Genomic DNA, 20,657 nt, shown 5'->3' on the forward strand with positions numbered 1-20,657 from the left:
TTTCAGAAAAGAATGACGGAGCGGATGGCCTTGCCCTCATGCATGAGGTCGAAGGCACGGTTGATGTCTTCCAGCCCCATCGTATACGTGATCATCGGATCGATCTTGATCTCGCCACCCATGTAACGGTCCACATAGCCGGGCAACTGACTCCGCCCCTTCACGCCGCCGAACGCGGAACCACGCCACACACGGCCCGTCACCAGCTGGAAAGGCCGGGTTCGGATCTCCTGACCGGCACCGGCGACGCCGATGATGATCGACTCGCCCCAGCCCTTATGGCAGCACTCGAGCGCGGCGCGCATGACATCGACGCTGCCGATGCATTCGAACGAATAGTCCACGCCACCGTCGGTCAGGTCCACGATCACCTGCTGGATCGGCGTATCCGGGTAGTCGCGCGGATTGATGCAGTCGGTCGCGCCCAGCATCTTCGCCATCTCGAACTTGGAGGGGTTCGTATCGACCACGACGATCCGGCTGGCCTTCGCCATGACCGCGCCTTGCACCACCGAGAGACCGATGCCGCCCATGCCGAAGACCGCGACGGTCGAACCCGGCTCCACCCTGGCGGTGTTCAGCACCGCGCCGATGCCGGTGGTGATGCCGCAGCCGAGCAGGCAGACCTTGTCCAGCGGCGCGTCCTTGTTGATCTTCGCCAGCGAGATTTCTGGCAGGACCGTGTATTCGCTGAAGGTACTGGTGCCCATGTAGTGCAGCAGCTGCTTACCACCCAGCGAGAAACGTGAGGTGCCGTCCGGCATCAGCCCTTTGCCCTGCGTCACGCGAATCTTTTGGCAGAGGTTGGTCTTGCCCGACAGACAGAACTTGCACTCGCCACATTCCGGCGTGTACAGCGGGATCACGTGATCGCCGGGCTTCAGCGAGGTAACGCCCTCGCCGACCTCTTCCACGATGCCGCCACCTTCGTGCCCGAGAATCACCGGGAAGGCGCCTTCCGGGTCGTCGCCTGACAACGTGTAGGCATCCGTATGGCACACGCCCGTAGCGACGATGCGGACCAGTACCTCGCCCGCCTTCGGGCCCTGGACGTCGATTTCTTCGATGGACAGCGGCTTTCCTGCTTCCCAGGCAACGGCGGCACGAGACTTCATGGTCGGATCTTCCTCTTACAATGACGATGGACCCGGCGCCAGCGCCGGTGAATCGGGGATTTTAGTCATGCCGCGCCCGATCGATTAGCCATCCGGCACGTGAAGCATTTTTACCTGAGAGCAAAGATCGATGCGCGCATGGGATGGGATGGACGCCTTTGTCGAGGTCGTGCGGCTGGGCAGCTTCTCGGCTGCCGCCCGCAGCCTCGACCTCTCGACGGCTTTCATCAGCCGGGCGGTCAGCGCGCTGGAGCAGCGGCTGGGCACCCAGTTGCTGCACCGGACCACCCGCAAACTCCGCCTCACCGACGCCGGCCGTATTTACTACGAGCACGCCCGACACCTCCTCGAAGGCTTCGATGCCGCCGATCAGGCGATTGTCGACTTTCAGGACGGGTTGCGCGGCAACCTCCGGATCAGCCTGGCGACCACCTACGGCGAACGCTACGTTGCCCCGCTGGTCAATGAATTCCTTGCCGCACACCCGCAGCTGGGCGTGGACATGGATTTCTCGAACCGGACGGTCGACCTGATCGAGGAGGGCTACGACCTGACGGTACGCACCGGGTTGCTGCCTGACTCGAACCTGGTGGCGCGCCGTCTCGGTGAGCGTCGGCTCTTCGTGGTCGCCTCGCCCGCGTATCTCGCCAGCCATCCCGCACCGGCAACCCCTGATGATCTGACGAGTCATAACCTGCTGCTTGGGTCGGCGAGCCACTGGATCTTCGCCGAGCACGGACAGCCCCGACAGCGACCTGTGCGTGGCCGATATCGCGCCAGTTCCGGGCAGGCCCTGCTCGACGCTGTCCGTCGCGGACTTGGGATCGCGCAGCTGCCCGACTTCTACGTCGAGCAAGCCCTGACGGACGGCTCACTGGTGTCCGTGCTCGACAGTTGGCGCTATGACCATGGCTCCGTCTGGCTGGTTTATCCCCAGAGCCGCCACCTGTCGCCCAAGGTGCGCCAGCTCGCCGACTTCCTTGTTGAACGGCTGGCAACACCCCCGTGGCGTCAAACACCCGTTTGAGTTAAACTAGGGTTAACGGATACGGCTGAAACGGCGAACGAAAGCCGCAGGTAAGGGTTCGAAAGAGGTACTCGGTCGGCTCGACCGGAAAATCGTTTGAACCTTTTCCTTACAAGCGCTGTCCAACGATTCGATGCCTGAGACCCCTTGTAATGTCCCAGGGCGCCCATAGAAAGGGCGTGTACTAAACTCGTTAGTTCAGAAATTAAGCCGATATGGCGATGACGAAAGACTAACGAACCGATTGTTCACCAAACGAAACGGACCAGCGATATCAGCGGGTCCACACCGCGCCAAAGACCGGCGGCGCAGGTGCCCACGCTTTCGATATCCGGTCACTGACGACTGGGAGAAACGACTATGAACGAACTTCGCAACGATTACGGCATCACCACTTTCGAATACTCGACGGGCTTCCAGGCCGGCGACAGCAGCACCGGTCTCGACCTCTTCGGCGGTGAGATGGACGGCTACGACTGGCTCGGCGAAGTCGCCAGCCGTCTGAGCGGCGATTCGGTCTAAGGCGCCTGCGCCACCTGGCCGGTCGAGCATAAGCAGAAGGCCTGCCACGCGGCGGGCCTTCTTGCGTCAGGGCGTCTTACGCGCCCGTGTCCCCGCTGGTTTCTTCGGGCAGTCGCTTCAGGGAATTCGGATCGCCAACGCTTCTGGCGCCTCAGGCGGCGGGGCATCGCCCTCGGGGTCATCTGGATGGGCCGGCATTTCCTGCGGTCGATCCGCGCCGGGATTGCCGCCGGGCATTTCCGGTCGAGGAGTCACCGGAGCCTCTTCAGGTATCACCGGCGAGCGACTAGGGGTTTCGGGAATGTAAGGGCTTTGCATCATGGCGTGTCCATCGGCGGCGTCGTCCAGCGAGACTGCCCCGCCCCGCGTGATCCGATCGTCATTCCCACGTCATGCACGTGGGAACGACGCTCGTTACACGGACGCCTGCCCAACGTTCCTGGACCTGTCCACGGAGCACGCGCATGACACTGAAAGCCCTCGGCCTGAACTGCACGCTCAGTGCCTCGCCCAAGCCATCATCAAGTCAGAAGCTGCTGGATCAGTTGCTCGACGGCCTGAAAAAGTACGACGTTGAGACCGAAAGCGTACGGGTCGTCGATCTGAACATCAAACCCGGTGTCAGTCACGATGAGGGCGAGGGTGATGAGTGGCCGGCGCTGCGCCAGCGCATCATGGCGGCGGATATTCTTGTCATCGCCACACCGATCTGGATGGGTCAGCCTTCGAGCGTCAGCAAACGCGTGCTCGAACGCATGGATGCAATCCTCGGCGATATCGGTGATGACGGACGGTATCCCACGTTCGGGAAGGTCGGTCTGGTCGGTGTCGTCGGTAACGAGGACGGCGCGCACCACGTGACCGCGGAGATCTACCAGGCGCTCGCCGATGTCGGCTTCACGATTCCCGCAGGCAGCTCGGCCTACTGGGTGGGCGAAGCGATGTCCGACACCAATTACATCGATCTGAAGAAGACCCCGGAAAAGGTGGCCAAAACGATCGCAACGCTGACGACCAACGCCGCGCATCTCGCCACGCTTCTCCAGGCGTCGAACTATCCTGCACCCTGAACACGGTGAATTCGACGAAACGCACGCTTCACAGGTCACTCATGGGGAGAGGGCGTAAACAGGTCACGCTGCGAATGACGCAGAGCCTGAAGAGGAACGCACCATGGATAAGAATCGCACCGAAGGCATGAAGCACGAGATCAAGGGCGCCGTGAAGGAAGGCGTCGGCAAGGTCACGGGCAATCACGCGAAAGAAGCCGCGGGCAACATCGAAAAGAATGCCGGCAAGGTCCAGAAAGAAGTAGGCAAGGCTGCGGACCAGGTACGCGACGAAAGCCGCAAGCACTGAGTGCTTTGCGTCGGGGGATCCGCTCAGGATCCCCCGCGCCTTTCAGCCGGCGTCAGCGCCGGTACTACGTGGCCGCACCACGCAGTCTCGTAGCCATCGGCTCAGATCTCGTAACTCGCCGGCCCGGTCGCCGCGCCGATCGTTGTCCGCATGTGGCCTCAGCGCAGCGCATGCCCCCCCCCCGCCAGAAAATCATCACGTCCGGCGGCATCAAACCGATGACCGTGAGAGACGGACGAACTCGCGCGCGGCGCGGCAAGAGCAAACCTCCGCGGGACGCGATGATGGGAGACCACTAGCAGGATGCTGTTGCCGCGCAGCATGTCAATGCCGGGGCTACGTGGGAGGATCGAGCGGGACATGCCGGCTTCCAAGGCGAAGCCGAGAGCATGCGGTCCTGCGGAAACGTCGAAAGTTCGGACAGGGTCAGGTCGGACAGCGGTAGCGCGCCGTTTGGGTCGCGCTACCGCATGGCGTCGATCAGGTGCAGCCGCGTACCAGAAAGATCAACAGCAGCACCGGGATCGGCACGCCCAGCAACCAAAGCAGAATGTAGCCGATGCCACCCTTCTGCTTCTCCGGAACCACACTCTTTTCCTCATCCATCGAACGTCCCTCCGCATTGTGTCAGGGCGCAAGCGTCTATCGGGGCGCGTGCAACGGGTGTGATTTCGTCGCCACCGCCGTTTTCGCAACGACACCGTCTTCGCACGTCGTGCATTATTCGTGACGGGTACCCGCCTCAAGGATTTACGATGAATCTGCTCCGTCACACCCTGCTCGCTCTTGCTCTGGTCGCCGCGTGCCCTGCCGCCGGTGCGGCCACGGTGATCCGGGGCGCGCGCCTTCTCGACGGCACCGGCGGCCCCGCGCGGGAGGATGTCACGATGGTCATCGACGGCGACCGGATCACGATGCTGGGCGCCGGTCTCCGGGTGAAGATGCCGAAGGACACCACGGTCGTCGACTACACCGGCAAGACGATCATACCGGGACTGATTTCCGACCACGGTCACATCGGCTCGGTCGACGGGACCCGCAGTGGTACGCCGGATCTGTACACGCGCGACAACGCCTTGCGCCAGCTGAGGCAATGGCGTGCCTACGGCGTAACCACGGTCACCTCGCTCGGGGTCAACAACCCCGACGTGTTCTACCCGCTGCGTGCCGACCTGCATGCGGGTAAGGCGGACGGCGCCGATCTCTTCGGCGCGGATCGCGGGATCGGCGTGCCCAACGGTGCGCCGCCGGCAAAGATGATGCAGGTCGGCCCGAATCAGCTCGACCGCCCCTCGACACCCGACGAGGCACGCGCCGCCGTCGACGCCGCAGCGGAACGCGGCACCGACATCGTCAAGATCTGGGTGGACGATTTCAACGGCAGCCTGCCCGTCAAGATGAAACCGGAGATCTGGCACGCGGTCATCGATGAGGCGCACGCCAGACATCTGCGCGTCGCGGCGCACGTCTATTACCTCGACGATGCACGCCAGCTGGTGGATGCGGGCGTCGACATACTCGCTCACGGTGTACGCGACCGACCGGTGGACAGCGCCTTCGTCCAGGCGATGAAGCAGCACGGGACCTGGTATATCGCCACGCTCGATCTCAACGAGGCCGCTTATATCTATGCCCGTCATCCGGCGTGGATGGACCAGCCCTTCTTCACCCACGCGGTGCAGCCCGCCCTGGCCAGGCAGTTCGCCGATACCGCGTGGCGCGATCGCGTGCAGAACGACGGATCCACCAGGACCAACGAAGAAGCGCTGCAAACCAATCTGAAGAACCTGAAGACGCTTTACGACGCAGGTGTGAGGATCGGCTTCGGCACCGATGCCGGTGCGATGCCGCTGCGCATTCCCGGTTTTGCCGAGCACCGTGAGCTCGCCCTCATGGTCGATGCGGGCCTCACGCCGATGCAGGCGATTCAGATCGCAACCCAGCGTGCCGCCGAACTGCTGGGTCTTGACGACCGCGGCGTCCTGGCCAGGGGCAAGCGGGCCGACTTCATCGTTCTCGACGCCGATCCGTCGGGCGATATCGAAGCGACCACGAAAATATCGGCGGTATGGCAGCGCGGCCGTCAGGTCGGCGGTAAGGTCGACGCGTTTACGCCGTGATGCCCATCCCACCCGACGACGACCCGTTCGGCTTCCTCCCCGCCGATTCCGTTACGGCGGAAGAGATCCGTGCGTTCGACTGGGCGGCGACACCGCTGGGGCCTGTGGAAAGCTGGCCGGCCGCCTTGCGGGCGATGCTCGCGACGATGTTCGACATGCCGCAGCCGATGTTCATCTCGGCCGAGCCGGGCCAGCTCTTCTTTTTCAACGATCCGTATCGGCCCATGCTCGGTCGCCGCCTGACCGGCGCGATCGGGCGGCGCTTCGACGAACTCTGGTCCGATGTGTGGGATGACGTGCGGGTACACGTCGAACGCGCGCTGGAGGGCCACGGGTCGATGCATCGGGACATGCCGCTGAGAATGACCCGGCACGGCTTCGAGGAAGAAACGTGGTGGACCTTCTCGTACGCTCCGCTGCGCGATGAGCAGGGCACCGTGCGGGGTATGTATGCCGTCACCAACGAAACCAGCAGAGCCGTGCGCTCCGGACAGGCACTGCGCGAACTGAATGCGTCGCTGGAAGTGGAAGTCGATCAGCGCACGCGCGAGCGCGATCAGATCTGGGCGATCTCGCGCGACCTCTACCTCGTCATGGCCCGTGACGGCCTCTATCGCAACGTGAACCCGGCGTGGCAACACGAACTCGGCTACGAAGTCAGCGAACTGGTCGGGCTCGGTTTCGATGAGCTGGTTCACCCGGATGATCTGGACCGGGCGCGTGACGGGCTGACCCAGCTCTTCGACGGCGACATCGTGGAAGACCTCGAGCTGCGCATGCGCTCGCGCGACGGCGAGTACCGCTGGTTCGCCTGGACCTGCGTGCCGGACGGTGAACTGGCCTACGCCATGGGTCGCGATACGCAACGACGTCGCGACACCGACGACCAGCTACGCCATGCGCAGAAACTCGAGGCCATCGGTCGACTCACCGGCGGTATCGCGCATGATTTCAACAATATCCTGGGCGGCATCGGCGGCGCGATCGAGGTCCTTACCGATCGCCTCGAGAGCGGAAGAATGGACGGCGCGCGTCGCCTGCTCGACGCCGCGGGTGGTGCGGTCCAGCGAGCGGCCGGGCTGACGCACCGGCTGCTGGCGTATTCGCGGCAGCAGGCGCTCTCCTTGTCCGACGTCGACGCGAATGCCATCGTCGGCGAACTCGACGTGCTCCTGCGCCCGCTGCTGGGCGGAAGGGTGACGCTGGAACTCCGCCTGCAGGCGGACCTCTGGCGAACCTTGTCCGACGCCAGTCAGCTGGAAAGCGCCGTCCTCAATCTGGCGATCAACGCGCGCGACGCCATGCCCGACGGAGGCGTCCTGTCGATCGAGACGCGCAACGTGGCCGCACGCGACGCCGGTGGCAAAGTGGTCGAGCACGTGGTCGTCGCGGTGAGCGACACCGGCACAGGCATGTCGCGCAGCATCGCGGAGAAAGCTTTCGATCCCTTCTTTACGACCAAGGCCATCGGCCAGGGCACCGGTCTCGGCCTGTCCATGGTCCATGGCTTCGCACGACAGACCGGCGGCCGCGCGGTCATCGACTCCACCCCGGGCAAAGGCACGACGGTCACCCTATGGCTGCCACGGCATGCGGGCGCGCCGTCAGGGACGCACGCGCCTGTGGCGCCCCTCGAGCGTCAAGGTGCGGGCCAGCGCGTGCTGCTCGTCGAAGACGAAGCCATGCTCCGCTCTCTGGCGACCGAGGTGCTGGAAGAAGCGGGCTACATCGTCACCGGCTGTGGCGACGGACCGGAAGCACTGCGCCAGCTCCAGAGCCACGCGCTCCCGGATATTCTGGTCACCGATATCGGCCTGCCGGGCATGGATGGCCGTCAGCTCGCGCTGGCTGCGCGGGAAATCGCTCCGGCATTACCGCTGCTTTTCATGACAGGCTTCGCATGGGACGCGTTCGCGGACGCGCCGGTCCTGCCTGACCATGCGGCGATTCTCACCAAACCGTTCTCGGTGCATGCGCTGGTGGCCGCCGTGTCCGAACTGCTGGAGCCGACGGCGCGTTAGCGTCAGGCCGTTTCGGGTTCTTCAGGGCGCTCGGCATCGTGCGCCTGCGCCGCGCGCTGCATGGCCACCAGAAAATCGGTGCCGTAGCGCATCACGAAAGGTGCCACCGTTCCCGGGACGAACCCGTCGGGCAAAGAAGCGATGTCGGTATCGATGTCGGGCAAAAGCGTGGATCGACGTGCCATGGCCTTGAAGGCCCCCTTTACTGGTATTCCCCCGTCGCTCTTACTAAGGCAAAAACCGGGCCACGTCAATCCTCGAACCGAAAAAATCTGCGACAAAAAGGCGCATGCGACTGATTTTATCGGAGGACATCCCGGCGTAGGCCTAAAATCCACTCACGCGCCGCTTCCGGCGCGCGGGAGGTCCCACCGTGTACCAGGCCCAGGCCGTCGCCAGTCAGTCCGTCGTCCGCCGTCCGTCGGTGTACTGCAATGCGTCGTGCCGTTACGCGACCGTCTGCGAAGCAACTCGTGGTGGCGATCCCGATCTGGTCGACATGCGTGACGTCGTCGAGCGCGTCGGTCCGTTTTCCGAAGGCGACCGGCTGGTGCAGCCCGATGCCCCGCATCGCGCCGCCTTCGCCGTCGTCAGTGGCATGGCCAAAACGGTCGGCGATGGCCGGGTGGTCGCGTTTCATCTGCCGGGTGAACTCTTCGCGCTGGACGTCGCCAGGACCGGCACACATAACGCATCCGTCGTGGCCGTCGGCAAGACGTGGTTCTGCCGTTTTCCGCGCGCCGCGACCGACGAACTCTGCGAGCACAACGACGCGCTGACCCGACACCTGCGCTCGCTGCGTCGGCGTGAACGCGTCAGCGCCGCCCACGCGGCGGACGGCCTGGCTGCGTCGCGCGTTCGCTCTTTCCTGGTCGACCTGCTCGACCGGCGGCGTCGTTTCGAAGGGGCCAGCCCTTTCGTTCCCCTGCCCATGTCCCGCGACGATATCGGCTCCTACCTCCGGATGAGCTCGGCCACCGTTACGCGCATGCTCGCTAAGCTCCGCGCCGAAGGTGCCATCGCCATCCTTCCGAATGGCATCGACGTCACCGATGAGGCCGCTCTGCGCGGCTAGCGATCGATCCTCCCGCGTCATGCACGGGGCGGGTTGGACCTCAGAGGATCGAGCAGGCGACGCAGACCGTTATGGTCGAGCTCGAGCATGATCGCCAGCAGGCGCCCAAGTTCACCGGGAGGAAAGCCCTCCCGCGCAAACCATGCGAGATAGTTGCCTGGCAGATCGGCGATCGCCCTTCCCTTGAACTTACCAAAGGGCATGATCGCGGTGGCGAGCTTGGCGAGGTCCTGACGAAAAACGTCGTTCGGATCGGTCATGCCGAAATTCTAGCCCTACTCGTCGCCGGGATCGAAGCCTTCGCGTTCCTTCATCAACGTGCGCGCCGCGGCGACACCAAGGGTCATACCCTCCGCGCACGCGTCTTCTTCATTCTCATGGAGGGTAACGCAGAGCTTCTCGGCGATCTCGTCGCCGTCCTCGCTGATGACGTATTTACCACGCCAGCGGCCGGGTTTGGCAACGTAGCACGTGCCTTCCACGTCGAAGTAACCAATCTTTCGATGCGTCATGGGTGGGATGTTCCTCCTTCTTCCCCCCATCGTATGCATTGCGGATCAACGTGACGTGCAGTCGCGCTATTGCAAACCGGCGACGGGCCGCTTTGCGTTGGATTCGAATTCCCGCCAGATACCGTCCGCGCCTTCCACGGAGACGAGCACCTGCAGGCCGCTTTGCACGCCGAGCAGCTTGGACTGCTGCACGGCGTACGCTATCGCGGCGACGCGAGTTTCGAAGTTTTCCATCGGCACGCCATTCATCTGGACGTGCCACAAGCCCGCGAGGTCGGGGCTGAACGGGATGTCGTAGATCACCAGGGCCATGAAGAAATGCGTAACCTCGTGCATTCCGCAGGCGCCTTCGCGTATCGCGAAAAAGGTCGGCTGCGGAGATGGATGCGCAAGGTTATCCGTTCGCACGTGTCCCCACAATGGAAGAAATGCCCGAAAATCCTTCACATAGCGGTCACGACGCAACTCACTTCGGCGCGTCGTAGGTGCCCGTGCTCTCCGACGTCGCCCGCCATTCGGGACGCCGCTCGCGCGTCGCATCGAGCAGAGCCTGCCGCACCCCTTCGAGGTCGAGGTCGGTGCCATAAACCGGACTGGCCGGCTGCTGCCGCCAGGACTCCGCGAGCGTGCCCGCATCCACGCCATCGAAACCGAGCTCGTCGACGAGCTTCAGGATCGTGGCCTTGGCGTTGGAATCGTCCCCAGCCACCGGAAGGGCGATGCGCTTATCCGCCGTGGAGGGCTTGCCGTGAGTGCGCAGATGTTCGGCGTAAATATTGTTGAACGCCTTGATCACGGGCCTGCCGAGCTGATCGGCTACCCACTGGCTTTCCGGCACACCCTCCTCGATGGGTGCGATACGACCGTCCCGCTCGCGGGGGTAGTAGTTGCCGGTGTCCACGACCACGGTCTCCGGCGAGACGCCGGCAAAGAGGTCCGAGGGGAGGCCGGGAATGCGCGATTCCGGGATCGTCACGATAACGACCTCGCCACCGCGCGCCGCCTCATGTGCTGTGACGGCTACCGCACCCGTCTCTTTCGCCAGGCCTGAAAGCGTTTCCGGCCCGCGCGAATTTGCGATCAGCACCTCGTGACCGATCTCGCGGAACCGCCGGGTCAGGGCCTGCCCGATATTGCCAGCGCCGATAATGCCGATTTTCATAGCGAAGGAACTCCAGTCCGGGGAAGACGTCCATGTTCGTGATCCGGCGTGAATGGCGGGCGAGCACCTGGTGATTGCCCAGCTGTGCCGACCGACACTCGTCCGTTCATCGTCTTCCCTTTAGCCTTCTCGCCCATGACCCCGACCCGCACCCTCGCCCTGCTCGGCTCCCTCCTCCTGGCGACGGCGCCCGCCTTCGCTCAGACGACCCTGCCGGCACCTGCCTCGTCCGTACCCACCCTGGAGGCGGTAACCGTCAGCGGCGTGCAGCCGGGTCCAGGCCTGTGGAAGGTGACGCGAGGTGAACACACGTTGCTGATTCTCGGCACGCTCACGCCGTTGCCAAAGAACATGAGCTGGCAGACCGCCGAGATCGACGACGCGCTGAGCCATACCGACGCCCTCATTCTTCCGCCCAAGGTGGAGATCAAGCCGAACACCGGGTTCTTCGGCCGACTGGCCCTTCTGCCGTCCCTGATCGGCGTACGCAATTCGCCCGATGGCAAGACGTTGCAGGAATCCGTTCCCCCGGACGTCTACGCGCGGTGGCTGACGGTCAAGGAGAAGTACATCGGCGACGACCGCAAGGTCGAGCGTTACCGGCCGATTTTTGCCGTGCTGGAGCTTTACAAGTCAGCTGTGCGCAAGAGCGGACTGGCGCGGTCCGGTGGCGTCACGCGCACGGTCATGGACCTGGCAAGCAAACATGGTGTGAAACAGGTACCGGTCGAATACACCTTGCTGGTCGACGACCCTCGTGCGGCGGTGAAGTCGTTCAAGAAGTCGACGCTGGACGATGTCTCCTGCTTCGCCCAGAGCATCGACAACATCGACGCCCAGCTGGCCGACATGACCGCACGCGCCAACGCCTGGGCCACGGGCGACATCGCCGCGCTGCAGGACGACCGCACGGCGAAGCAGCGGATCACCTGCATGAACGCGGCCACCGACAGCGGCGTCGCGCAGCAGATCGGCCTGACCGACGTGCCCAGGGCCGTGCGCGAACATTGGCTCGCCGCCGTGGATGCCGCGATGGCGAGCAATACGCAGACCATCGCCATCGTGCCACTCGACGACCTGCTCGGCGGCAATGGCTACCTCAGCGCACTGAAGGCGAAGGGTTACAGCGTGCTCGCACCCGATGAGGGCGACTGAGCGGGTGGTACGCCAACCCGGATCGCGGCGGAGAAATCATCCCCCTGCTCCGTCGCTCGCGCACGGTCGGTGATGCGCCCGAGCCGACGCCACTCTTCCACGCTCAGACGCCGGTCGAGCGTACCGTTGTCCATCAGATATTCCGGCAGATAGCCGGTAAGCAACAGTCGGGGATCGAGCGGCAGACCACGGTCGATGCGCCGCGCCATCCGGTACACGATGGTCGTGCAGTTGGACGTCACGGTGTTGTAGAACCGGGGCTGCCTGACCAGCTGATTCGCTGCCTCCACGTAGGAAACGAATAACGAACGCATCGCCTCGCGCGGCATGCGCAGCGGGAAGATGTAATCGTCCTCGCCACGCACATTGGTGCGGACGCGCACGATGTCCCGCTCGTCGGCCGCCAGCAGGATCAGTTCGAACTGCTTGAAGAAGCCGCCGATTTCGGAAAAGGCCTCTCCGCGCTCACGCCGGATCTCGACCGAGAACACCACGTGGCGGCCATCGTCGAATCCGAACGACAGCATGGCGTGCGCGATGGCTTCGCTGGACCAGTAAGACAGGATCGCGTCGGCATCGGTCAGGTGGTCGAGGTCGTACTCGCGGGTTTCCCAGTGCTGGTCGTAGTCGGTCTCGGTACGCCAGCTGAAATCACGCACGTTGTGTAACGTGACCCGTGACCCGCTCAACTCACCTGACAGCAACCGGTTCACATCGTCGGCCCAGACACGGTCATGAGTGGGCCGGACCGTCGTCCACCATCCCAGCAGAGCGATCAAGGCGACCAGCATGGCCAGCGGCGCCCACCACATACGCCAGCCGAACAGCGCGGCGGCCAGCCCCAGCCACAGGACACTCCACACGCAGGCGCCCGCGATCCTTGCGGCCTGCGGCCCCGGCAACTGGTAAACCAGGGCGATGGCACCCCAGGCACCGGAAAGAAACAGCAGCAGCCCCGCGAACGCGCCGGCCAGGCCACGGGCAAACATCCGGCGTTTTCTCATGGAGGCTCATGGACTCGAAGGACAGATCGCATAAGCGTCGCCCGCCACGACCGCGAACGCAAACACCACGACATCGTTTGCCCGTTCGGTCTATGGCATCGCATCGAAAACCGCGTTATTTTCGTGACGTTACCGGGCGTCGCGCCCGGTCCGGCCGATTTCGGGGGTGGCATGGTCCGTTTTCCGGCGATACCGCAGGCGATCGTCTTCGATCTGGACGGCGTCCTCTTCGATACCGAGGCGCTCTACCGCGATGCCCTTCTCGCAGCGGCCGAGGAGGCAGGCATCCATCTGCCCCTGTCACTTTGCCAGCGCATGGTCGGACTGCACGGACACGCGGCGCGCATGCTGTTGCGCGAGCACGTCGGCGACGAACTCGACCTCGATACCGTCTGGCACAGTGCCTCGCGGCGCTACCACGCCATGATGGACACCGACCTGCGTCTGAAACCCGGTGTCACCGCGCTGCTCGATACACTCGATGAGCTCAGCCTGCCCCGCGCCATCGCTACATCGTCCCCGCACCGGACCGCGATTCATCACCTCGAAGCGTTCGGCCTGCGTGACCGCTTCGACGCGCTCGTCGCGGCCGGCGACTGCGAGCGGTGCAAACCCTTCCCCGATCCCTACCTCCGTGCGGCCCGCATCCTCAACAAGGCCGCCGGCGTCTGCCTCGCGCTGGAGGACTCCCAGGCCGGCGTACGTTCCGCGGTCGCCGCGGGCATGCCAACCATCATGGTGCCCGACCTGCAGCAGCCCTCGGCGGAGCTGCGGCGGCTGTGCGCGACCGTGGTCACCGGTCTCGACGACGTCAACCTCTGGCTGCGCGAGGTCTGTGGCGCGAGTCCCAGCGAGGCACCGGCCCACTGATCGTCCTCGCACGCCGCGATCACGCCCCCATACGGTGGCGGCCCGTGCAGGCTTCATGCACCGCGTCCTCCAGTTCCCTGAGGCTATAGGGTTTGGATACCAGCGGTGCGCGGTATCTCCCGGGGATATCCACCGGCAGGGTACCGGTGGCGAGCACGTAGGGAATACCGCGGCGCTTCAGCTCGTCCAGCGCGGGATACGCCATCACGCCTTGCAGGTCGAGGTCGACCACCGCCACATCGCAGTGTTCGACGTGGGCGAGCCGGATGGCCTCTTCGATGCACGATGCCGACGCGGCGACCGCGTAGCCCAGCCGCTCCTCGAGCAGGTCGGCGAGGGCAGCCGCCAGACCGGGGTGATCTTCGAAGACAAGCGCCCGCCCTGTGACGTGAGTACGACTCATGGTCCCCTCGAGCTCAAGCGAAAAAACTCGCGGTCCGACGCTACTCCGCTTTGACTCAGCCAGCCATACATCGTTCGACCGGCTGTGTGCCGCGCGCCGCTACGGGGACGCCGTCGCGTCGGACGATTCGACGATAAACGGTGGCGCGCCGCCGTCGCCCTTGCCCTGGGAGCCGAGGTCATCGCCCACCCTGGCCAGCCGCTGCGCGATGTGGCCGCTATCGCGGCGCAACGGGTCACCCGGCCTTCCCGCCTGCGCGCTGGCGATCATCGCGGCCTGCGCCTGCTTCAGCCGGACGACGCCCATGTTGTACAGCGCACGCGCGTGATCCGGCTTGATCTGGATCGCCCTCCCGTAAGCGGCGACGGCGTCATCGGGCCGTTGCAGCCGAAAACGCGCATTTCCCAGTCGGAACCAGGCATCGGCATCATCAGGCAGCACCTGCACGATCGCCTCGTACAGATCGGCCGCATGCTGGATGTCGCCCTGCGCATACGCCCGGTCGGCCTCGAGCTCCCGCTGCTGCACATCCGGCATGCGGGGCGGTTCGGGGAGGGTTCCGTGCGCGGCGCAACCCGCCAGCGCGAGCAGGCCCGCCATGAGGGGAACCCGCATCGTCGAAATCACCATCGCCTGCTCCTGTCACATCACCGTGCCGGACAGCTTGTCGCCTATGACGCGACCGCGTCAAATCAACGGGCGAGCCACTGTGCCGCCAGGGCGAGCGCGGCGGGCAAGGCCTGCACGTAGAGAATGCGGCGGCTGGCGGTAAAGCCGCCCCAGAGGCCCGCGACCACGACGCAGCCCAGACCGTAAAACACGAACGCCGATGCGAACGGTTCGGGCAGGAGCACGCCAAGCAGCAGCGCGGCCACCAGGAACCCGTTATAAAGCCCCTGATTGGACGCCAGGGTCGCGCTCTGGTCGGCAAACTGCGGGGTGATCCCGAAAACGCGCGGACCGCGCGATCGCCACAGCACCATCTCCAGGATGACGATGTAGATATGTATCAGGATCACCAGGACGGTGAGTACGATGGCGACGAGGTGCATGGACGATCCTTCCCGATGCGGAGGGCGGCAAGGATAGCCGCAAAGACCTCCATTCCGCACCGGATGGTGTCGCTGCCCCGCAAGGATCGTCGCCGCACCGGACGGCGTCTACCGAAAAACTACTGCAAGGCGAAAACCCTCTTGAATCGTGCGAAATCTCGTCACTCCGATAGGCCGTAAGGCAGATTGCATGACGGCCGACGTGACGGTTTCATTGGCATCATGTGGAACGTCATGGCAGCGCAGGAGATCTCCATCGAAGCCCTTGGGCTGCTCCAGGCACTGCTGCATCATGATTACGACGAGGCTCAGTTCAGAGCCAACCATGTAGCCCGGCATGCCCTTCGCCACGAACATCTTCCCGTGGCCGACGCCGCGGAACGGATCGAAGCGCTTCTGCAACACGGCTGCCCTGACAGCGTCGCCCTACGCCGCGCTCTGCGTTTGCTGACCGCCTCGGTCGATCACATGCAGGTCGTCGCGCTCAACCGGGCCGGCCGCATCCTCTGAGTCCGGCCCGGCGGCCAGCGACAAATGACGGCATGCGCGTCCTCCGCGGTGCCCTTCCACCTGGGTTAGGATCGGGCGGACCTGCACGGAGTATCCATCCATGAGCCCCACCGACGGCATCGATCCCACCGCAAAACCCAGCGGCGCCGGCTGCGCCGAATGCATCGCCAACGACACCTGGTGGTTCCACCTTCGTCGCTGCGCGCAATGCGGCCACATCGGCTGCTGCGACGATTCACTGCACAAGCACGCCTCGAAACACGCACACGCCACCGGACATCCGATCATCCAGAGCTTCGAGCCCGGCGAAGACTGGTTCTACGACTACCGCACGGACTCGGAAGTCGACGGGCCGTCGCTCGCGCCGCCTCATAGCCATCCGTCGGACCAGCCGACGCCGGGGCCGGCGGGCAAGGTGCCGCGCAACTGGCAGCGTGTTCTGAGCGAGGGCTGATCCGATCCATGAGACACGTGCTTTTCGACATGGATGGCGTGCTCGTCGATTACGACCCCGGCATCCGCGTCGCCCACCTGGCGGCGGCGCTTGACCGCTCACCTGACTCCGTACACGCGGCCATTTACGATTCGGGCATCGAGGACGACTCGGATGCCGGGCGCATCGATGCCGATGAATACCTTCGTCGCCTCGGTGCGGCGCTCGACACCTCGGTCTCCTGCGCTCAGTGGACAGCCGCGCGCAGGGAAGCGACCCGGGTACGTCCCTGGGCCATCGCGCTGGCTTCTTCACTCCCGCCTCGCGCCGACACGGCGATTCTGACGAACAACGGTGAGATACTCGCCCGGCAACTGCCCACCATTGCTCCGGCACTGGCCGCAGTTTTCGGCGCTCGCGCGCTTGTGGCCGGCCAGTTCGGCGCGGCCAAGCCGGACCCCGCCGTTTTCGAGTCGGCCGCGCGGCATCTCGGCTGGCGACCGGCCGATACGTTATTCATCGACGACACCGTCGGTCACGTCGAAGGCGCGAAGCGGGTCGGCATGCACGGGCACCACTTCCGTTCGGAAGCCCTGCTCCGCGATGAGATCCAGCGATTCCTAACCAGGTAACCTTCATGAAAGCCATCACCTTCGATCAGTTCGGCGACGCGGACGTCCTGCACCTCACCGACGTCGATCAGCCCGTGGCTCGCGACGACGACCTGCTGGTGCGTGTACACGCCGCGGGCGTCAACCGTGCGGACATCATCCAGCGCAATGGCGGCTACAAGGGCGAAAGCTACGGCGACTCCGAGATCATGGGCCTGGAGATCGCCGGCGAGATCATCGCGATCGGCCGCAACGTGCACGGCCATGCGGTCGGCGACCGCGTCATGGGAATCGTCGGCGGCGGGGCTTACGCGGAGGTCGCGCGCATCGACCATCGCATGGCGATGACCATTCCCGACCGCCTCGGCTACGTGGAAGCCGCCGCCATCCCCGAAGCCTTCGTCACCGCGCACGAGGCGGCCTTCCATCTCGGCCGCGTCGAATCGATGGACAGCATCCTCATCCATGCCGGTGCCAGCGGCGTCGGCTCGGCCGCCATCCAGCTCGCCCGTGCGGCGGGTGCCAGGGTGTTCGCCACCGCGAGCGGCGGCAAGCTCGACCGCGTACGTGGTTTTGGCGCCGGGATCGCCATCGACTACCGCAGCGACGATTTCGCCGAGGTGGTCGCACGGGAAACGGACAAGCGAGGTGTCGATGTCATCGTCGACTTCATCGGCGCGCCGTATTTCGAGCGCAACCTTGCCTCACTCAGTCATGGCGGCCGGCTCGTGCAGGTTGGCCTGCTCGGTGGCAGCAATGGAGCGACGCTGCCCCTCGACCAGCTGTTGTACCGGCACCTGCAGATCATCGGCACCGTCATGAAATCGCGCCCCGCCGCCGTGAAGCAGGCCATGACACGACGCTTCCGCGAGCGCTGGCTGCACCGCTTCGCCGACGGCACGCTCAGCCCCGTGGTCGACAGCGAATACCCGCTCAGCCAGGCCGCCGAGGCGCACCGGCACATGGAATCGGGCCAGAGCACGGGCAAAATCATTCTGACGATGTGACCCGGGTCAACCTTACTTGGCTGTCCGCACCGGTCAATCTGGGCTTTGAGCCTTGAAGAACTGGGGCTGCACCTCGACGGCGAGCAGTTCGTGCAGATGCACGGCCGTCTCGCCCGCGGAGCGAATCTCGTAAGGGATGTAGATGAAGCGGGCGAAACCGTCGCCCTCGATATGCACGCGGATGCCCTTCTCCACCTGAGCGCCAAGGTCGTCAGGAATGTCGACCTGGGCAACCAGAGCGACACCTTCGACGCCGCCCGCGGCGCCGATACGCACCAGCTGCGCCGAAATCGATTCATAAACATCGCGCGGTTGCGGATTTTCTTCGCCACCGACATCGCCACTCACCGCGGCGATCTTTCCATCCGCCGATATCGTGGCACCGAACGGATAGAAATCACCACTTTCGGACAGCATCTCCTGCGCGAACCGGGCGGTGAACCTGAAGAGGTTTTCAATCTGGTCGTCGGTCTGGGCCATCGGTCGTTCCCCGCATGTCGTGAAACGGCATCCTAATGCACAGCGGGCGGCGTTGCGACTTTACGCCAACGCCCGGTTCGCCCGCGACAACTGATCGGCTGCGACGGGCACACCCAGCAGGTAGCCCTGCAGCGCGTTGCAACCCAGTCGCGTCAGCAGTTCCTGTTGCTCGACGGTCTCCACGCCCTCGGCCACGATCTTCAGACCCAGCGTCTTGCCCAGCGCGATGATCGCCGAAACGATCGCCTCGTCGTCATTGCCCTGGGTCAGTTCGGTAATGAAGCCACGGTCGATCTTCAGCTCATCGGCCGGCAGCTGCTTGAGGTAAAGCAGGCTCGAATAGCCGGTGCCGAAGTCGTCGATGGATATGCCTACGCCCAGCGCGGCCAGCTGATTGAGAATCGCGAGGCTAGCCTCCGCATCGCGCATCGCGGTCGACTCGGTGACCTCGAGCACGAGATGGCGCGGCTCGATACCGTGACGTTCGAGGGCCTCCCTGAGCACGTCGACCAGACCGACATGGGTCAGCTGCACGGTCGACAGATTGACCGCGACCGTCCAGTCGTCGTGCCCCTCATCCTGCCAGGCGCGCATCTGCCGGCAAGCCTCGTCGATCACCCAGTTGCCGATCGGCACGATCAGCCCCGTGCGCTCGGCGACCGAGAGGAACTCATCGGGTGGCACGAGCCCCACATCCGGCTTCTGCCAGCGCAGCAATGCTTCGACGCCGACCATCGGGCCATTCGGCGAGACGAGCTTGGGCTGGTAGTGCAGCAGGAACTCACCCCGATCCACCGCCCGGCGCAGATCCTGCTGGAGCTGCAGTTGCTGGTGAACGTTGGCGTTCATCGCGCTCTCGAAGAAGCAGTAACCGTTGCGGCCCTGTTCCTTCGCGTGGTACATCGCCGCATCGGCGTTGACCATGAGCTCGTGCGTGGTCCGGCCATTCTCGGGATAGATCGCGATACCGATGCTCGCCGCGACGTGCACGGTGTTGTCGTCGATGCTGTACACCGCACCCAGCTGGTCGACCACCGTTTGCGCGAGCACGGCGGCATCTTCGGGCGTCCCGATGTCCAGCACCACGACGAATTCGTCGCCACCCAGGCGAGCCACCGTGTCATGCTCGCGCTTGATCGCGAGGATACGGCGCGACACCGCCTTGAGCAGAAGATCGCCGACGTGATGTCCGAACACGTCATTGACCGCTTTGAAACCATCGAGATCGATGAACAACACCGCCAGTTGCCGCTTCTCGCGCGCTGCCGTGTGAATCGCCTGCTCCATGCGATCGCCAAGCAGGACACGGTTGGGCAGCCTTGTCAGGTTGTCATGGAGCGCCAGCTGCACGAGCTCGCTGTTCGCCCGGTCGAGCGAGGTGACCAACGCATCGGCGCGCACGTCGAGCATCGCGATGATCAGGGCGATGGCGAAGACCATCAGGCTGATCAGGATCACGACGACCGCAAGCCATTTCGCATCCAGACCGGAGTTGGCCGCACCACACCAGCTGCCCAGCGGGAACTGAGAGGCGGCCATGCCGGTGTAGTGCATCCCGACGATCGCGCAACCCATCACCAGCGATGCACCTACGCGCGGAAGCACGACACGCTCGGCGTCGCGACGAAGTCGGAAAGCGATCCAGAGCGCCGCACCCGAAGCGAGCACCGCGATGGCGATCGACGCGGCGAACAGCCAGGGCTCATAGATCACCCCCGGCTCCATCTTCATGGCGGCCATGCCGGTGTAATGCATCGCGGCGATGCCGGCACCGAGGAGCAGCGCACCACCACACAGGCGGCGCCCCGGTAGTTCTTCGAGACAGACCAGCCATAGCGCGAACGCCGACGAGCTCACCGCGATCGCCAGCGACAGCGTCGTCAGACCCAGGTCGTAACCGATGGCGATCGGCAGACGGAATGCCAGCATGCCTATGAAATGCATGGACCAGATGCCGAAACCCATGGCCACCGAGCCGCCGATCAGCCATAACCTGGATGCGAGCCCACGCGTGCTCGCGACGCGGCCAGCCATGTTGAGCGCCGTGTAAGACGCCAGGACCGCGACGATCAGCGAGAAGAAAACGAGGATGCCGCTGTAACTGCTTGCGAGCATGAGGGAATCTGCCAGGCCTGCTATGGCCATCGAATACGGCCGTCGAGGATGTGTCGGCAAATTTACCGAATTCTTGAGCGGGGGATGATGCGGAAACTCTGCAC

26 protein-coding genes are annotated in these 20,657 nt (G+C 64.5%); 13 read left to right on the top strand and 13 right to left on the bottom strand.

Annotated elements, in window-relative coordinates; translation table 11 throughout:
- Positions 1 to 2 precede the first annotated feature (2 nt).
- Entirely contained in the window at positions 3 to 1,115 is a 1,113-nt protein-coding gene (locus B5X73_RS09265; protein ID WP_036113864.1) for an S-(hydroxymethyl)glutathione dehydrogenase/class III alcohol dehydrogenase, read from the bottom strand.
- Positions 1,116 to 1,263: 148 nt separating this feature from the next.
- Between B5X73_RS09265 and B5X73_RS09270 the strand changes: the two genes are divergently transcribed.
- The 4 genes from B5X73_RS09270 (at position 1,264) to B5X73_RS09280 (ending at position 4,023) form a co-directional block, all read left to right on the top strand.
- Positions 1,264 to 2,142, top strand: coding sequence for a LysR family transcriptional regulator (locus B5X73_RS09270; protein WP_217699757.1), 879 nt, complete (start codon positions 1,264 to 1,266; stop codon positions 2,140 to 2,142).
- Positions 2,143 to 2,502: 360 nt separating this feature from the next.
- Positions 2,503 to 2,664, top strand: coding sequence for a hypothetical protein (locus tag B5X73_RS21005; RefSeq protein ID WP_156108748.1), 162 nt, complete (start codon positions 2,503 to 2,505; stop codon positions 2,662 to 2,664).
- Between the two features lie 464 nt (positions 2,665 to 3,128).
- Positions 3,129 to 3,734, top strand: coding sequence for a flavodoxin family protein (locus B5X73_RS09275; protein ID WP_079521453.1), 606 nt, complete (start codon positions 3,129 to 3,131; stop codon positions 3,732 to 3,734).
- A 103-nt stretch (positions 3,735 to 3,837) separates the two neighbouring features.
- Complete coding sequence (locus B5X73_RS09280) at positions 3,838 to 4,023, top strand: CsbD family protein (protein ID WP_036113872.1); 186 nt, start codon at positions 3,838 to 3,840, stop codon at positions 4,021 to 4,023.
- Between the two features lie 480 nt (positions 4,024 to 4,503).
- Here B5X73_RS09280 and B5X73_RS21515 read toward each other — a convergent pair whose 3' ends face one another.
- Positions 4,504 to 4,629 (bottom strand): hypothetical protein, encoded by a 126-nt coding sequence (locus B5X73_RS21515; RefSeq protein WP_255349736.1) that lies wholly within the window; start codon positions 4,627 to 4,629, stop codon positions 4,504 to 4,506.
- 149 nt (positions 4,630 to 4,778) lie between these two features.
- Here B5X73_RS21515 and B5X73_RS09285 point away from each other — a divergent pair, with 149 nt between their 5' ends.
- Complete coding sequence (locus B5X73_RS09285; protein WP_079521454.1) at positions 4,779 to 6,143, top strand: amidohydrolase family protein; 1,365 nt, start codon at positions 4,779 to 4,781, stop codon at positions 6,141 to 6,143.
- On the top strand, positions 6,143 to 8,164 hold the full coding sequence (locus tag B5X73_RS09290) for a hybrid sensor histidine kinase/response regulator (protein WP_079521455.1): 2,022 nt from the start codon (positions 6,143 to 6,145) through the stop codon (positions 8,162 to 8,164). Before B5X73_RS09285 ends, B5X73_RS09290 begins: the two co-directional genes overlap by 1 nt.
- Before the next feature lie 2 nt (positions 8,165 to 8,166).
- Here the strand turns inward: B5X73_RS09290 and B5X73_RS09295 are convergent, their stop codons facing one another.
- Entirely contained in the window at positions 8,167 to 8,349 is a 183-nt protein-coding gene (locus tag B5X73_RS09295) for a hypothetical protein (RefSeq protein ID WP_079521456.1), read from the bottom strand.
- Between the two features lie 188 nt (positions 8,350 to 8,537).
- On the opposite strand from B5X73_RS09295, the gene B5X73_RS09300 reads away from it, so the two are divergent.
- Entirely contained in the window at positions 8,538 to 9,239 is a 702-nt protein-coding gene (locus B5X73_RS09300) for a Crp/Fnr family transcriptional regulator (protein WP_079521457.1), read from the top strand.
- A 17-nt stretch (positions 9,240 to 9,256) separates the two neighbouring features.
- Here B5X73_RS09300 and B5X73_RS09305 read toward each other — a convergent pair whose 3' ends face one another.
- From B5X73_RS09305 to B5X73_RS09320, 4 genes are all read right to left on the bottom strand, one after another.
- Positions 9,257 to 9,499: a DUF3820 family protein gene (locus tag B5X73_RS09305; RefSeq protein ID WP_079521458.1), complete on the bottom strand. Its 243-nt coding sequence runs from the start codon at positions 9,497 to 9,499 to the stop codon at positions 9,257 to 9,259.
- A gap of 15 nt (positions 9,500 to 9,514) precedes the next feature.
- Positions 9,515 to 9,751 (bottom strand): hypothetical protein, encoded by a 237-nt coding sequence (locus tag B5X73_RS09310; RefSeq protein WP_036113884.1) that lies wholly within the window; start codon positions 9,749 to 9,751, stop codon positions 9,515 to 9,517.
- Between the two features lie 66 nt (positions 9,752 to 9,817).
- Entirely contained in the window at positions 9,818 to 10,063 is a 246-nt protein-coding gene (locus B5X73_RS09315) for a hypothetical protein (protein WP_139382714.1), read from the bottom strand.
- Between the two features lie 154 nt (positions 10,064 to 10,217).
- The gene (locus B5X73_RS09320) at positions 10,218 to 10,988 is read right to left on the bottom strand and encodes an NADPH-dependent F420 reductase (protein ID WP_343124641.1); all 771 of its coding nucleotides are present in this window, start codon (positions 10,986 to 10,988) and stop codon (positions 10,218 to 10,220) included.
- 60 nt (positions 10,989 to 11,048) lie between these two features.
- Between B5X73_RS09320 and B5X73_RS09325 the strand changes: the two genes are divergently transcribed.
- Positions 11,049 to 12,068 (top strand): TraB/GumN family protein, encoded by a 1,020-nt coding sequence (locus tag B5X73_RS09325; protein WP_139382715.1) that lies wholly within the window; start codon positions 11,049 to 11,051, stop codon positions 12,066 to 12,068.
- Here B5X73_RS09325 and B5X73_RS09330 read toward each other — a convergent pair.
- A complete protein-coding gene (locus B5X73_RS09330) occupies positions 12,035 to 13,072 on the bottom strand; it encodes an Lnb N-terminal periplasmic domain-containing protein (RefSeq protein ID WP_079521461.1) in 1,038 nt (345 codons plus the stop codon). The two genes, B5X73_RS09325 and B5X73_RS09330, sit on opposite strands and share 34 nt — an antisense overlap.
- A 171-nt stretch (positions 13,073 to 13,243) precedes the next feature.
- On the opposite strand from B5X73_RS09330, the gene B5X73_RS09335 reads away from it, so the two are divergent.
- A complete protein-coding gene (locus tag B5X73_RS09335) occupies positions 13,244 to 13,942 on the top strand; it encodes an HAD family hydrolase (RefSeq protein ID WP_051944255.1) in 699 nt (232 codons plus the stop codon).
- Positions 13,943 to 13,961: 19 nt separating this feature from the next.
- On the opposite strand, the gene B5X73_RS09340 is transcribed toward B5X73_RS09335, so the two are convergent.
- From B5X73_RS09340 to B5X73_RS09350, 3 genes are all read right to left on the bottom strand, one after another.
- Positions 13,962 to 14,345: a response regulator gene (locus B5X73_RS09340; protein WP_051943727.1), complete on the bottom strand. Its 384-nt coding sequence runs from the start codon at positions 14,343 to 14,345 to the stop codon at positions 13,962 to 13,964.
- 99 nt (positions 14,346 to 14,444) lie between these two features.
- Complete coding sequence (locus tag B5X73_RS09345; RefSeq protein ID WP_176167796.1) at positions 14,445 to 14,960, bottom strand: tetratricopeptide repeat protein; 516 nt, start codon at positions 14,958 to 14,960, stop codon at positions 14,445 to 14,447.
- Between the two features lie 77 nt (positions 14,961 to 15,037).
- On the bottom strand, positions 15,038 to 15,397 hold the full coding sequence (locus B5X73_RS09350; RefSeq protein WP_079521462.1) for a DUF1304 domain-containing protein: 360 nt from the start codon (positions 15,395 to 15,397) through the stop codon (positions 15,038 to 15,040).
- A 234-nt stretch (positions 15,398 to 15,631) separates the two neighbouring features.
- Here B5X73_RS09350 and B5X73_RS09355 point away from each other — a divergent pair, with 234 nt between their 5' ends.
- The 4 genes from B5X73_RS09355 to B5X73_RS09370 all read left to right on the top strand — a co-directional run bounded on the left by B5X73_RS09355 (position 15,632) and on the right by B5X73_RS09370 (position 17,958).
- On the top strand, positions 15,632 to 15,907 hold the full coding sequence (locus B5X73_RS09355) for a hypothetical protein (RefSeq protein WP_139382716.1): 276 nt from the start codon (positions 15,632 to 15,634) through the stop codon (positions 15,905 to 15,907).
- Positions 15,908 to 16,007: 100 nt separating this feature from the next.
- Positions 16,008 to 16,361: a UBP-type zinc finger domain-containing protein gene (locus B5X73_RS09360; RefSeq protein ID WP_036113901.1), complete on the top strand. Its 354-nt coding sequence runs from the start codon at positions 16,008 to 16,010 to the stop codon at positions 16,359 to 16,361.
- A gap of 8 nt (positions 16,362 to 16,369) precedes the next feature.
- A complete protein-coding gene (locus B5X73_RS09365) occupies positions 16,370 to 16,972 on the top strand; it encodes an HAD family hydrolase (RefSeq protein WP_079521464.1) in 603 nt (200 codons plus the stop codon).
- A gap of 5 nt (positions 16,973 to 16,977) precedes the next feature.
- Positions 16,978 to 17,958, top strand: coding sequence for an NAD(P)H-quinone oxidoreductase (locus tag B5X73_RS09370; protein ID WP_079521465.1), 981 nt, complete (start codon positions 16,978 to 16,980; stop codon positions 17,956 to 17,958).
- A gap of 33 nt (positions 17,959 to 17,991) precedes the next feature.
- Here the strand turns inward: B5X73_RS09370 and B5X73_RS09375 are convergent, their stop codons facing one another.
- Both B5X73_RS09375 and B5X73_RS09380 read right to left on the bottom strand, forming a co-directional pair.
- Positions 17,992 to 18,438 (bottom strand): hypothetical protein, encoded by a 447-nt coding sequence (locus B5X73_RS09375; RefSeq protein WP_079521466.1) that lies wholly within the window; start codon positions 18,436 to 18,438, stop codon positions 17,992 to 17,994.
- A 60-nt stretch (positions 18,439 to 18,498) separates the two neighbouring features.
- Entirely contained in the window at positions 18,499 to 20,553 is a 2,055-nt protein-coding gene (locus B5X73_RS09380) for a putative bifunctional diguanylate cyclase/phosphodiesterase (RefSeq protein ID WP_079521467.1), read from the bottom strand.
- Positions 20,554 to 20,657: the final 104 nt, after the last annotated feature.

It is taken from the genome of Luteibacter sp. 22Crub2.1, assembly GCF_900167995.1.
In the GTDB taxonomy this organism is placed as follows: domain Bacteria; phylum Pseudomonadota; class Gammaproteobacteria; order Xanthomonadales; family Rhodanobacteraceae; genus Luteibacter; species Luteibacter mycovicinus.